The sequence below is a fragment of the Gottfriedia acidiceleris genome, from assembly GCF_023115465.1.
Taxonomy (GTDB): domain Bacteria; phylum Bacillota; class Bacilli; order Bacillales; family Bacillaceae_G; genus Gottfriedia; species Gottfriedia acidiceleris_B.
Genome location: NZ_CP096034.1, coordinates 582,851 through 596,106 on the forward strand (window position 1 = coordinate 582,851; position 13,256 = coordinate 596,106).

Annotated in this window: 17 protein-coding genes, 1 pseudogene and 1 other annotated feature; of the genes and pseudogenes, 16 read left to right on the forward strand and 2 right to left on the reverse strand. The window is 33.0% G+C overall.

Annotated elements, in window-relative coordinates:
* The first annotated feature begins 1 nt into the window (after position 1).
* The 6 genes from MY490_RS02700 to MY490_RS02725 all read left to right on the forward strand — a co-directional run bounded on the left by MY490_RS02700 (position 2) and on the right by MY490_RS02725 (position 3,719).
* The gene (locus MY490_RS02700) at positions 2-1,174 is read left to right on the forward strand and encodes a sugar ABC transporter permease (protein WP_248267884.1); all 1,173 of its coding nucleotides are present in this window, start codon (positions 2-4) and stop codon (positions 1,172-1,174) included.
* 233 nt (positions 1,175-1,407) lie between these two features.
* Positions 1,408-1,665 carry a hypothetical protein gene (locus tag MY490_RS02705; protein WP_248267885.1) on the forward strand — a complete coding sequence of 86 codons (258 nt, stop codon included), beginning with the start codon at positions 1,408-1,410 and terminating at the stop codon, positions 1,663-1,665.
* Positions 1,666-1,807: 142 nt separating this feature from the next.
* A complete protein-coding gene (locus MY490_RS02710; protein ID WP_248267886.1) occupies positions 1,808-2,236 on the forward strand; it encodes an SMI1/KNR4 family protein in 429 nt (142 codons plus the stop codon).
* A 35-nt stretch (positions 2,237-2,271) separates the two neighbouring features.
* Positions 2,272-2,751: a hypothetical protein gene (locus tag MY490_RS02715; protein WP_248267887.1), complete on the forward strand. Its 480-nt coding sequence runs from the start codon at positions 2,272-2,274 to the stop codon at positions 2,749-2,751.
* Positions 2,752-2,845: 94 nt separating this feature from the next.
* A complete protein-coding gene (locus tag MY490_RS02720) occupies positions 2,846-3,079 on the forward strand; it encodes a hypothetical protein (protein ID WP_248267888.1) in 234 nt (77 codons plus the stop codon).
* Between the two features lie 148 nt (positions 3,080-3,227).
* The gene (locus MY490_RS02725; RefSeq protein WP_248267889.1) at positions 3,228-3,719 is read left to right on the forward strand and encodes a hypothetical protein; all 492 of its coding nucleotides are present in this window, start codon (positions 3,228-3,230) and stop codon (positions 3,717-3,719) included.
* Positions 3,720-3,953: 234 nt separating this feature from the next.
* On the opposite strand, the gene MY490_RS02730 is transcribed toward MY490_RS02725, so the two are convergent.
* A complete protein-coding gene (locus MY490_RS02730) occupies positions 3,954-4,409 on the reverse strand; it encodes a DinB family protein (RefSeq protein ID WP_248267890.1) in 456 nt (151 codons plus the stop codon).
* 465 nt (positions 4,410-4,874) lie between these two features.
* On the opposite strand from MY490_RS02730, the gene MY490_RS02735 reads away from it, so the two are divergent.
* The 6 genes and pseudogenes from MY490_RS02735 (at position 4,875) to MY490_RS22280 (ending at position 9,725) form a co-directional block, all read left to right on the forward strand.
* Positions 4,875-5,324 carry a hypothetical protein gene (locus tag MY490_RS02735; protein ID WP_248267891.1) on the forward strand — a complete coding sequence of 150 codons (450 nt, stop codon included), beginning with the start codon at positions 4,875-4,877 and terminating at the stop codon, positions 5,322-5,324.
* 223 nt (positions 5,325-5,547) lie between these two features.
* Positions 5,548-6,138, forward strand: coding sequence for a hypothetical protein (locus tag MY490_RS02740; RefSeq protein WP_248267892.1), 591 nt, complete (start codon positions 5,548-5,550; stop codon positions 6,136-6,138).
* Between the two features lie 352 nt (positions 6,139-6,490).
* Positions 6,491-6,751 (forward strand) — a binding site (T-box leader).
* Between the two features lie 69 nt (positions 6,752-6,820).
* Positions 6,821-7,804 carry an aspartate--ammonia ligase gene (gene asnA, locus MY490_RS02745; RefSeq protein WP_248267893.1) on the forward strand — a complete coding sequence of 328 codons (984 nt, stop codon included), beginning with the start codon at positions 6,821-6,823 and terminating at the stop codon, positions 7,802-7,804.
* Positions 7,805-7,824: 20 nt separating this feature from the next.
* Positions 7,825-7,902, forward strand: a pseudogene (locus MY490_RS02750) (IS3 family transposase); the annotation flags it as partial.
* Positions 7,903-8,116: 214 nt separating this feature from the next.
* Positions 8,117-9,448 (forward strand): cytochrome P450, encoded by a 1,332-nt coding sequence (locus tag MY490_RS02755; RefSeq protein WP_248267894.1) that lies wholly within the window; start codon positions 8,117-8,119, stop codon positions 9,446-9,448.
* Positions 9,449-9,650: 202 nt separating this feature from the next.
* Entirely contained in the window at positions 9,651-9,725 is a 75-nt protein-coding gene (locus MY490_RS22280; protein WP_432707060.1) for a hypothetical protein, read from the forward strand.
* A gap of 94 nt (positions 9,726-9,819) precedes the next feature.
* Here MY490_RS22280 and MY490_RS02760 read toward each other — a convergent pair whose 3' ends face one another.
* Positions 9,820-10,017 carry a hypothetical protein gene (locus tag MY490_RS02760; protein WP_248267895.1) on the reverse strand — a complete coding sequence of 66 codons (198 nt, stop codon included), beginning with the start codon at positions 10,015-10,017 and terminating at the stop codon, positions 9,820-9,822.
* 171 nt (positions 10,018-10,188) lie between these two features.
* Between MY490_RS02760 and rpiA the strand changes: the two genes are divergently transcribed.
* The 4 genes from rpiA to MY490_RS02780 all read left to right on the forward strand — a co-directional run bounded on the left by rpiA (position 10,189) and on the right by MY490_RS02780 (position 13,222).
* Positions 10,189-10,863, forward strand: a complete 675-nt coding sequence (gene rpiA / locus MY490_RS02765) for a ribose-5-phosphate isomerase RpiA (protein ID WP_248267896.1) — start codon at positions 10,189-10,191, stop codon at positions 10,861-10,863.
* Between the two features lie 112 nt (positions 10,864-10,975).
* Positions 10,976-11,830, forward strand: a complete 855-nt coding sequence (locus MY490_RS02770) for a carbon-nitrogen hydrolase family protein (protein WP_248267897.1) — start codon at positions 10,976-10,978, stop codon at positions 11,828-11,830.
* Between the two features lie 34 nt (positions 11,831-11,864).
* Positions 11,865-12,536, forward strand: a complete 672-nt coding sequence (locus tag MY490_RS02775; protein ID WP_248267898.1) for a GNAT family N-acetyltransferase — start codon at positions 11,865-11,867, stop codon at positions 12,534-12,536.
* 14 nt (positions 12,537-12,550) lie between these two features.
* Positions 12,551-13,222, forward strand: a complete 672-nt coding sequence (locus MY490_RS02780; protein WP_248267899.1) for a GNAT family N-acetyltransferase — start codon at positions 12,551-12,553, stop codon at positions 13,220-13,222.
* The last annotated feature ends 34 nt before the right edge of the window (positions 13,223-13,256 follow it).

Consider the following 13,256-nt stretch of genomic DNA (forward strand, 5'->3'; position numbering starts at 1 on the left):
AATGAACTTTTTTCAAGAAGCAGGCATGTTATTAAGGAAAAACATCCGTGAATATGGAATGTATATTGCTCTTGCAGTAATAATGTTAGTGTTTACTTTAAATACAGATGGACTATTTATGTCATCTCGTAATTTAAGTGATTTAATCAATATGACAGGTTATGTAGCTGTTCTTGCTGTAGGGATGACATTAGTAATTGTCATTCGTCATATTGACCTTTCAGTTGGGTTTGTTGCTGGTTTTCTAGGGGCAGTGGTTGCTCTATTTCTAACACATGGAATGCCGGTTTGGATCTCAATTATTGCAGTTCTAGTATTTGGAGCTATTATTGGTTTAATAAATGGATTCTTCGTTGCTAATTTAGGAATTCCATCATTCGTAGTGTCACTAGCAGGCATGTTAATATTCAAGGGATTACTACTAATGTCTCTTGTTAAAACTGGTACGATTATCGTTGCTAACGAAAGCTTTAAAGCAATTGGAAATGGCTATATTCCTAGTTTAGGAGATTTGAACGGTTTACACATCTCAACATTATTAATTGGAGCGATCTGTATTATTCTTCTTATATGGAGCGACTTTAAAAAGAGAAGCGTAAACATAAAGTATGGTTTTGAAGTACTTTCAATGCCAATGCAAATCATAAAATTATTATTTATTTCCGGTATCATTGGTTACATTTGCTATATACTTGCAGGCTATCAAGGAATTTCTTGGACTGCTGTGATCATGTTTATTGTAGTAGTAGTCTACCACTTCATTACAACAAGAACTCCTTTAGGGCGTCACATTTATGCAGTTGGTGGAAACCCTGAAGCAGCACAGTTAAGTGGAATTAGCGTAAAGAAAATCACTTACATTGTATTCGGTTCAATGAGTATGCTTGCAGCCCTTTCAGGCGTATTGTTTACAGCTAGACTTGCATCTGCTTCTCCCCAGGCAGGTACAATGTTTGAGTTAGATGCAATTGCTGCAGCTTATGTAGGTGGTGTTTCTGCTGCGGGTGGTGTTGGTAAAGTAACAGGTACAATTATCGGTGCATTCGTAATGGCTTCATTAACAAGTGGGATGAACTTAATGGGTATTGATATCTCATACCAATACATCATTCGAGGAGCAGTACTTGTTCTTGCGGTTGTGTTTGACGTAATGACACGTAATAAAGGGAAGTAATATTTAAAAACAGAAACAGTCGATTGTATGACTGGTTTCTGTTTTTTTATTTTGAATTTGTTAGAGCGGATTGATTTTTTTTAATGTGACTAAATGGCAGTTTAGTTACATAAGAATAGTTAAATTTAGGTGAAAAAGTGGAAATTCCCCCAAGTTACAAATACACGTTATGACAGTATAATTTTCTAAAGTAATTAATATATAAAAGAAAGATTTTATTTAGGAGGGGTATTTTGAAATTAGGTGTACTAATTGTAATGAGCCTAACAATCCTGTTTGTGGAAATTGAAGGATTTATTAAAGATAAATTGCATTATCATTTCCAATACGAATATGTATTCTATCCTATAATTGGCGGTGTTTTGGTAGGATTAACTATATTTATAATGCAAAAAATAAACCCATCTATTTCAAATGAAAAGATTAACGGCATCATTAGTACTTGTGTTTTGTTTTTTCTTATTATCATAGTTCCATTTTTACTTTTTTAAATCGTTATGTAACTAACGCATGCGATTCTTCAATAACGAAGGATCGTTTTTCTTATGCAGCTAAATGGCAGTTTAGTTGAATAAGAAATGTTATAATAATTCAGATATATCTATTTATTTGAAGTTAGAAAGGATTACTAACATGTGGAAAAATTTAATAAATAAAGTCTCAGAAGAACCGTTGTTTAATGAACCAGCGACTCAGGAACAGTTAGAAGAAATTAATGAAAAGTTTAATCTTGAAATTAAAAATGAATTAGCTAATCTTTTAAAAGAAACAAATGGATTTGATAGTGGAGGCGTTAGATTTTGGTCTTCGAATGAAATAATCGAAGAAAATGTTGAGCGAAGAACACTTGAAGTGTATAAAGATTGTTACATGACTTTCGATAGTTTATTATTTTTCGCGGACGCTGGCAATGGTGATTTTTTTGGATTTTCAATCATTAACGGTGACATACAAAAAGATGATATCTATGTATGGAATCATATAGACGATAGCCGAACATGGATTGCACCATCATTAGAAGAGTTTTTTATTTGGTGGAGCGATGGTTCAATTAGTATTTAATTTTTTGTGAAAGACTTGGGAAGGGAATAGTTGCATTGAAGAAAATTATTGTTAGTGTATTACTTTTAATTATACTAGTGGTTGCATACGTTGTTTTAATAAAACAAAAACCGCCAATTGAAACGGGTAGAATCGTTCCGAGTGATAATGGAAAAGGAATAGCTATTGAAATTGGTAATATAGGTTTAAGTGATATTCATCTAAAGAAAATATTGATTAATAATGAAGAAATTCCTAAAGGAACAAAGATTCGAGTTGGAAGTGGATTACAAGAGTATGATAGCTCCGAGGTATTTGATTTTGAGAAACAAAATACAAAAGTTAAATCAATGGTATTAAAACCAAATATATCACCAAAAAATTTGATTAAGAAGCAAAATCAAGGTACTGCTTCAGCAAAAGATAAAGTATACGAGATAAGCATATTACATAGTAAAAAAATAAATAGAATTACTATTAAATATAGTTATCTAGGTGTTTCTTTTAAGCAAGTAATTAGATTAGCAATACATTAGTTGAACAACCTAAAGCTGCTTCGATAGCTTTTTTCTTATGCAACTAACTCATGCTTTAGTTGTATTTGCACTTTTTTATTAAAGGATGATTTTTATGAATTATTATAAGAATAAAGTAGCTTGGTGTCCTATTTGTGATCAAGGTTGGGTAGAGATAGTAAAAGATGTTGTAACCAACGACCTTTTTGTTTATTGTAATGAATGTGAAAGTGAATGGAATCAACCATCAGAAGTTAATTCCTTAAATGACAGAACAGAATTAACGATAATCGAATTACTACACCAACAGATGAAGAGATTCGAAGTCTCGATTGGGAGAAATATATAATTAAAAACTAGTATCTTTTTTATACAACTAACGCATGCGATTCTTCAATAACGATGAATCGTTTTTCTTATGTAGCTAAATGGCAGTTTAGTTGAATAAGGGATGATATAATAGTGCTGTAAAAAAAGATGACGATGGAGAAAATAAAATGGAAATTAATAAACTATATTTAAATTTTCTAACTAAAAATATACCAGATTATTTTTTATTAGATGAAGTTGAACGAATATACAAAGAAAAATATAAGGCGAATGAATTAGATAAAACGAACTTTATCGATTTAAAAAAGGATATATATGTGGATTACGCTAACATCGTTAAGTGTTATGAAATTACCGATGAAAAAGTATTAGACGATTTGTATTGTAAAGAAGAAAAAGAAAAACATCAGCGATATGCTAAAAAATACGCTCCAAGATACCCTGAAGAAGATCATAGATTATCAGAAGGAAAATTGATAAATGTTATCTTAGAAAGTAAAGATGGCAAACGAATAAGTGGTTATACAGTACAAGGTAGCTGTTCATATATTTCAAGTGAATTGGTTGTTTTTATCGGAACAGAACAGGAAGAACAAAATATAGATAATCACAGATTTAGGTATTATTTAGAGTGCCTTGAAGAAACGGGCTATTTATAAACCATAATGTTGTGCAACTAACGCATGCATTAGTTCCATAAACATTAAAAAGACTGTTTGGTGAGTACAGCCTTTTTTAGTAAGCAAAAATCAACATTTTAGATTAACAGAGTCTAATTTTTAATTGCAAAAATTAAAGAAGCGAAGAATTTGTCAAATATGACTTCTTCGCTTCTATTCAGTAAGAGATTTTTTTTTGAATCTATTTTTCCAATCTCTTCAAAAGACTGTCGTTTATTGTGTCAATTTTGTCATTATGATAATTTGACCTTGATGAAGCATTTCATGACTAATAGAGAAATGAACCATTTCGCCGACTGTTTTAAAGTTAGCAATTTCGAATGGTGCAGCAGTCTCGTTTGTTTCATCAGCCAATTCGATAACACGCGCCATTTGACTATGTAATTTTTCTTTTAATTCTTGTAATGTTGGTACCTCGTCTGTCCAGTTTGCAGGGCTTGTTCCATTTCCAAAGAGATCCTTATAACGAGCTGGTAGTTGCATTTTTTCGGGGCTGCCCAAATGCATCCCCATTTCAGTGACCGTATAAATATGTCCGAGTTGCCAACGGAGCGTGTTATTCAGTCCATCAAACTTTACATCTGCCATTTCCTCTGTTATTGTATCAAATTTTTTCAGTGTACCCATGCGAACAAATTGAAATTGCTTGATTAAACCTTGTGATTTCATAAGATTATCCTCCTTATTTCCATCCAATAATTATACTTACGATGCAATGGAAGAGTCAAATAGTCTTTAAAATATCCCCTTATTGATCGATAGCTAAACATTTAAATTGTCTATAAAATTTTTATTAAATGAACCAAAAGACTTTTACTAAAGGAAATAGGATTTCTCAGAATTACTTATTTAGTTTATCTTCTTATGCAACTACCATGGGAGTACGATATAAACTTCCATTCACTGTTGTGAATCTGAGGATTCATGGATGGCTAACGCACGCATGCGTTAGTTACATTAGAATACTTTTAATAAATTGGCTCTGTTAAACTAAAATTTTAGTTTTTGCGTACTAAAAAAGACTGTTTTCAACAAACAGTCTCTTTTTAAGTTGAATAAAAGTTTTATTTAAGAATCAAATAATTAAAAATTAATGATAAAATGGAAAAAAATAACAAACTAGGTAGGTGTTATATGAGGATTAAACTTTTTTCTGTATTTTTAATAATGATTGCACTAGTAGTAGGTTGTAGTAAAACTACATTAAATATTTCTACCAGTGATATCGAGAAAGTAAAAGTTGAACTACTAAAAGAAGAAACTCAAAAACAAGGAAAACTATATACTCTTAAATTAATTAATGGTAGCGATTTTGTAATTAAACAAAATAATGTATATGTTTCGTTTCCAATAGAAATAAATCAAAACGCACACAAAGGCAACGATTATAAGGTAGAGGCAAAGGGGAACAAGTTAGACATTCAACCTGGAGAAGATAGAATATTAAATGTATATATGCCATTTGATGGACTCGATAAAGAATCTTTAGCGATTGATGATCCAAGTTATCAATTAGTAGGTTATTTGAAACAAGTAGATGGAAAACATCTTTTTACTATTGGAGGGGACCTAAAAAATAAATAAATAAATAATTCCTTATTAACTAACTCATAGCTTTAGTTGAAGATCACGAGTTACTTGCAGCTCGTTTTTTTATTACAGTAAATGGCAAATTAGTTTCATAAGTATAATTTTAAAATCTAAGGAAAAAGCAAAAATCCCCCAAATTACAAAAACATACTGTGCTGATATAATAAAAAAAATTAAGAATAAGTCTTTTAGATCAAAGAAAGAAATGGTGAACGAAATGAAAGAAATTGGTCTTTTCAATAGTAAAAGTGGCTTTACAAGTATACTTATGTCGTTTCTTTTATTAGGAATTATTTTAGTAGCTGGATGTTCTTCAACGACATTTAAATCTACACCTCAAAATAAAAACATTTCAACGATTAAAACTGTACTAAAAAAACAATTTACAGGACCTGATTTAAAACTAGTTGGATTGTATGAATCAGATGAAAATTTAACTGTCGTCGGAAAAGATGAAAAAGTAACACAACCTAAAAGTCCTACAAAACTAGAAAAATATTATGAAAAAATGTACCGGGGTTATTTTACTGAAAATATGTACAGCAATTTTATCAGAGCATATGCTTTTCAATATCAATTTCTAGCACACAATAAGGGATATCAACTAACGGTAGATCACATTGATGTTGAAAAAATTGAGAAAACAGAAGGAGCCTATGACTTTAAAGTTAAAGTATTGTACGAAAAAGAAGGAACTGAACAAAAGAATGCTGTAGTTTCAGGTAGAGTGTATTTTAACAAGGATGGCAAAATAACGAATATTAGATACTTAGATGAACTCGAATTAATAAAAGCGTTGAAAAATTAAAGAGCGAACTATAAGTATTAGCTAAGAATTCTTATGTAACTAGCGCATTGCTTTAGTTCAATAGAAGTAAGGTCTAGAATTAAAGCATAATTTTTCAAGTGTTGAAGCAGTTGTGTTTCTTACCGTAGATATTTACTACTTTGATAAAGAGATTGGTACATACTCCCTTGAATTCGTTTTGGATGGAGTAGTGACAGACGATTATTTAGTTTTTGACCATATTTTACAGCTTAAGTCCCTATTATTATCTTGGTTATTTGTTTAGAATAAAATAAAAATTGAAAAAAATGTTGACTTTCTCATTTTTATCTATAAAATAATCATTAATAAAATGTTTCAGAGATGTGACAACAAAACGACTGTGAAAGGACGAGTAGTAGTAGGACGTAGACAAAGCGAGTCAGGGGTGGTGTGAGCCTGATACGAAGCCTGTTATGAAGAACCTCCTGGAGTCGCTAACCGAAATCCTTTTTAAGGAAAGTAGACTTAGCCGTGAACTTCGCCGTTAAAGAAGAACAGTATCGAGATCTCTCTAATCTCCGTACTGAATAAGTGAGCAACCTCTGTTGCTAATTTGGGTGGTACCGCGGAACCAAAGCCTTTCGTCCCAGTTTTTTGGGAAAGAAGGGCTTTTTTTGTTGGCTTCTTTTACTACATCCAAACATTTTAGGAGGAAATAGGCATGTATCAATCATTAATGACAGTAAGAGAGACACAAATCGCAATTAAGGAAGTTAAAACATTTTTTGAGGATCAATTAGCAAAACGTCTTGGATTGTTCCGCGTATCTGCACCGTTATTCGTAACGAAAAAATCGGGTTTAAACGATCACTTAAACGGTGTAGAACGCCCAATTGAATTTGATATGCTACATTCAGGAGAAGAGTTAGAAATTGTTCACTCACTAGCGAAATGGAAACGATTTGCACTGCATGAATATGGTTATGAAGCTGGTGAAGGTTTATATACAAACATGAACGCGATTCGCCGTGATGAAGAACTTGATGCAACTCATTCAATTTATGTTGACCAATGGGATTGGGAAAAAATTATTCAAAAAGAATGGCGTAAAATAGATTATTTACAAGAAACCGTACAAACAATTTATGGAATCTTCAAAGATTTGGAAAATTATTTATTTGAAAAATATCCGTACCTTGGGAAGTATTTACCAGAAAATATCATATTTATTACAGCCCAAGAATTAGAAGATAAATACCCAGAATTAACACCGAAAGATCGTGAGCATGCGATTGCAAAAGAGCACGGTGCAGTTTTTATTATTGGAATTGGCGATGTGCTTCGTTCAGGTGAAAAACATGATGGACGTGCAGCTGACTATGACGATTGGAAATTAAACGGAGACATCTTATTCTGGCATCCAGTATTGCAATCCTCATTTGAATTATCATCAATGGGTATCCGTGTTGATTGTAAATCACTTGATGAGCAGTTAACGAAGACGGGTGAAGATTTCAAACGCGATTATGATTTTCATAAAGGGATCTTAGAAGAAGTGCTACCACTAACAATTGGTGGTGGTATTGGGCAATCAAGAATGTGCATGTTCTTCTTACGTAAAGCGCATATTGGCGAAGTTCAATCTTCTGTATGGCCTGATGAAATGCGAGAAGCATGTAAGAAGGAAAACATTCATTTGTTTTAAGAAAAATAAGACCATAGCAGTACATTAACTTTTACAATCACAAACGACTTAAGACAAAATTAAGGGGATTGAGTCTTGTACAATACAGGATTCAATCCTCGCTAACAACTTTATATTATGTGTCTAACTTTTTGGGACGGTTATTTAAAAAGATAACTGAAAGATTGTCTAAATTAGGCAGTCTTTTTTTAGTTCTAAATAACCTAAATTTAAGTACATGAATATCAAAATATAAAAAGCATTAGTCTCCGCCCCTTCTTAATATAATAAGAGTATCCTATGATTAAACTTTCCTGAAATGGAGTGAATTTTATGCTTGAAGTAAATGGACTGGCTTCTTATTCACCTTTAGGGCATTTGAATGAGTTTCGGAAAGATCCAATATTTTTTTTAAGTGAACTTTATAGAAATCACGAAACGATTGTCTCGTTTCGATTTGCTCATCGTAAAATGAACTTGCTATTGGACCCCGATTTAATTAAAGAGGTATTAGTAACTAAGCAGCGTTCTTTCCATAAATCAAAGCCATTTCAAGAGATGAAAACTTTGCTTGGTGAGGGATTGTTAACGAGTGAAGATGAAGTACATATGAAACAGCGGCGTTTGATTCAGCCGTCATTTACGAAGCAGCATATACAATCTTATGCTGAGGATATGACATTGCTCACGGAAGAGTTTATTAGTTCATGGAAGGATGGTGAAGAGCATCTCATTAGTAGAGATATGATGGAGCTTACATTAGCTATTATTGCTAAAACTATGTTTAGTATGGATCTCAATCAAGGACATGATCGTGTTGGGAAACACTTTGACATTATTATGGATATTACAACGAAGCGAATTCGATCTGTTTTAAAAGCTCCACTCAAACTGAATACACCAAAAAATAAATCTTTAACAGAGGCTATTAAGGCGATCGATAAGGTGTTATATGAAATTATTGAAAAAAGAAATAACTCAGAAACAAAAGAAGATTTACTAGGACTACTAATGCAAGCAAGGGATGAAGAGTCTAATGAAGGTATGACGAAACAACAATTAAGGGATGAAGCAATGACAATTTTCCTTGCAGGTCATGAAACGACAGCGAATGCATTATCTTGGTGCTTATATCTTTTATCCCAGCATCCCGACAAAGCTAAATTATTATATGAAGAAGTAGATCGTGTTCTAGGCAAAAGACGAGCAGATTATCATTCTATGAAAGATTTAATCTATGCTCAGCAAATTATTTGGGAAAGTATACGCCTCTATCCCCCTGCATGGCTTATTAGCAGAAAAGCTATAGAAGATGTCAGCATTGGCGATTACAGAATTCAAAAAGGTGAGACAGTCATGATGAGTTCTTATATCATGCAGCGTTCAGAAAAGTATTTCTCTCATGCAAAAGAATTTCTTCCAGAGCGGTTTAAAAATGGAAAGGTTGAAGGTGTACCTGAATATGCGTATTTTCCTTTTGGTGGTGGGCCACGTGTTTGTATTGGAAATCATTTTGCAATTATGGAGGCTACTTTAGTATTAGCAACGATCGTTCAGCATTATACGATTGAACTAGCTCCTAATCATCATAAAGTGGAGACAGAACCGCTTATCACTCTTCGTCCGAAAGATGGTTTGCGTATGATTGTAAAAAAGAGAAAATGAGCGGGATTTTAGTATGCACATTAGGCAAGTGTCTTTTCTAGGAGCTTTTCATAGAATATAGCATTCTGCGGATTATGAACAGGCTAGAACAAATAATAATTTAAACAATCCAAAATTCCCTAAAATAATTGTATTTGCCAAAAGAAACGAGATGTATTAAATGCTTTGAATGGGTAAAGGGGAAATAAATCGCCTTAGAGTTATGAAACGAGAATATGACCCATTCAATCTATTTAAACTTCCTCAAAGTATTTCGCCTTTTAGTAGTTGGTTTTAAGGTGAAAAATTCAAAAAATACTAGTAAAAAACCGATCGATTGAATTTCCAAATTGGTCGGTTTTTCCATAACTGAAGTTACTAGAAAAGGGTTCTTATTGCTCCGATTTACTATTTTTATTGCCTTTTGTAAAGACAAAGTAATTACCGAGTATTGAAAATAATAGCAGTGCAAAACCGAAAATAACTATTTGGTAGTTTTTATCTAAGTATCCAAAATAACAACAAACGATTGTCACAGGTAATATCATTAAAATGATACAAAACTTTAGTACAAAATTAGGGACATCCATCTAATCTTCACCTTACTTAGTATTTTTTCATTTAGTATTTCTTAGTTAAAATTCTTTATTCAAACTATTTTTATACAGTACGATTAAATGGTTCATCCTATCGAAAAATGAAATTTGGAATAATTACTTATACTAGTTAAGAAATAGAACATTAAAATAGAAGGTGTAAATATGAATGAGAATGATAAGCAAATTGTAGGAGAAAAGGCAGCAGAATTTGTAAAAGATGGTATGGTTGTTGGATTAGGTACGGGATCCACAGTTTTATATACGATAAAAAAGCTTGGACAATTAGTTCAGGAAGGACTGAATATAAAGGGGATTCCAACCTCCATACAAACTGAAAAGCTTGCTAAAGAGGTGGGGATCCAACTCGTAAACTTTAGTAAAATTGAACAGATTGATATTGCAATAGATGGTGCCGATGAGATTAATCCAAACTTTGAGTTAATTAAAGGTGGGGGAGGCGCTCTACTAAGAGAGAAAATCATTGCGAAAGCAGCTAAAATATTTATAGTAGTTGCTGATCCAACTAAGATGGTAGAGAGATTAGGGAAGTTCCGACTTCCAGTAGAAGTTATACCATTTGGCATGGAAATGACAATGAAACATATTAAAGCAATCGGTTTAAGTCCCCAACTTCGTTTAAATGGAGCGACTCCGTTTATTACGGATAATGGTAACTATATTTTTGACTGCAGTATACCTAATCATATACAAACTCAAATCATAGAAAGAGAGCTCAATTTGATTCCAGGAGTGGTAGAAAACGGATTATTTGTTGGAATGACTGATTTAGTTATCACGCTGGATAAATATGAAAATATAGAAATATTAAGTAAATAATGAAAATTTAAGTTATTTACTAGATGCTAATAAGAGTACATACTTGCCCGTTCCTTCTATTTATTAAATAATGATAGTAAGAGATATAGAGTAATGGGAAGAGGGGGATTATATGCAATTAAGAGTTTCAGCGGTTCAATATCATCTTCACACAATAAACTCCTTTGAAGAGTTTGAAAAACAAGTAGAGCATTATATTAAGACAGCAGAGGAATTTGAAGCGGAATTTATCATTTTTCCTGAATTTTTTACAACTCAGCTTATGTCAATTGGTAATGAAAAAGGTGAGGCATTAACGATTCAAGATTTACCTAACTTTACTGAACAATATCGTTCTTTATTTTTAAAGCTGGCAAAACAATACAATATGCACATTATTGGAGGAACGCATGTTATTAAAAAAGGCGATCGACTATATAATGTTGCACATTTGTTCTATCCAGATGGCCGAATTGCTGAGCAAGCAAAGCTACATATTACACCAACAGAAGTAAATGAGTGGAATATGAGTGCAGGTGACGGTCTAGAGGTTTTTGAGACAGATAAAGGAACAATTGCGATGTTGACTTGCTATGACATTGAATTTCCAGAAATCGTACGAATGGCAAAAGCTAAAGGTGCAGATGTCATTTTCTGTCCATCATGCACAGACGATCGCCATGGGTTCCACAGAGTTCGTTATACATGTCATGCAAGAGCAATTGAAAATCAAGTATATGTTGTAAATACAGGTACGATTGGTTCACTTCCAACTGTTGATTTTATGCGTGCAAATTTCGGTCAAGCAGTTGTAATCACTCCTAACGATATCCCATTTCCTCCAAAAGGAATTATGGTAGAAGGTGAAATGAATCAGGATATGATAGTTACAGCCGATCTTAATTTAGATTTATTATACAAAGTTCGGGAAAAAGGATCCGTTACAACATGGCGCGACAGACGTACAGACCTTTATCCAGATTGGTAAACTAATTCTTAAATAGAAAAGAGAGTTTTAGCACATGTATCGAAAGGAATTTTTTGTTTTCGACCAGGACAAACCAGTCCCAGTGGTAATTCGAAATTATAATGAGAATGATTTTACTGATTTAATTCGTATTCAACAAGAAAGCTTTCCGCCACCATTCCCATCGGAACTATGGTGGAATGAGGAGCAACTTAAAAACCATGTAACTCTTTTTCCAGAAGGAGCGTTATGTATAGAAGTAAATGGTCAAATGGCGGGTTCTATGACAGGTCTACTAGTTCAGTTTGACCCTAGCCATCCTGACCATTCATGGGAAGAGGTTACTGATCATGGTTATATTCGTAACCACAATCCAAACGGTAATACACTTTATGTCGTTGATATTGGCGTCAGACCGACCTATCGAAAATTAGGTTTAGGCAAATGGTTAATGTTTTCTATGTATGATGTTGTTTTACATCTTGATTTGGAAAGATTGCTTGGTGGAGGTAGGATGCCAGGATATCATAAAGAGGCGCATAACTTGTCACCCGATCAATACATAGATGCTGTAATAAAAGGGGAGCTAAAGGATCCAGTTATTAGTTTTCTCCTTCGATGTGGTCGTACCCCAGTTAAGGTAGTAGCGAATTATTTAGAGGACGAAGAATCATGCAATTATGGAACTCTAATGGAATGGAAAAATCCATTTAAACATTCTAATTAAAGGGAGAGAAAGAAATGGAATATAAAAGAATTACAAATATCAATGACCCATTATTTAAACAAATGCATCAATTAATGCAAGATGTATTTCCTCCAGAAGAAGTATTAGAATTCGATCTTTGGAAAGAGCCTTTGGAGGATCCAGGAATTCGTGTTTTTGTTGCAGTCCATGAAGATAGAGTAGTAGGAGCTACAGAATACCGCTATTATGACGATTTTAATGTTGCCATGACAGACTTTACAATAATTGGCCAAGCTGGTTTGGGAATCGGCCCATATTTAGCAAAAAATAGATTAGTAGATTTACAGACATTAGCATCTGAAAATAATAAAACGTTATCAGGTATGTTTGCTGAAATTTACGATCCATATCAAGTAGAACACCATGAGTTTGGCGGCGTTAAACCAATGAATCCATATGTTCGTAGAGAAGTATTAGCTCACCTAGGTTATAAGCGTCTGGATTTTGAATATATCCATCCATCATGGAACAATGACGGTGAAGCGGTAACTGGTCTAGATCTTTGTTTCCTTCCAATGGATGGGGAGATTAATGAGCTTCAATCAGACTTGATCGTAAAGTTTTTAAAGCGTTATTATACAGTGTTATCTAATAAACCATCCTCTTGGTATTCAATGATTGAAAACTTAGAAGAAAAAGAAAAAGTCGCATTAGTCTTCTTTTAAGTGAACATAAAAAAAGCTTTTCGATAAAGATTTC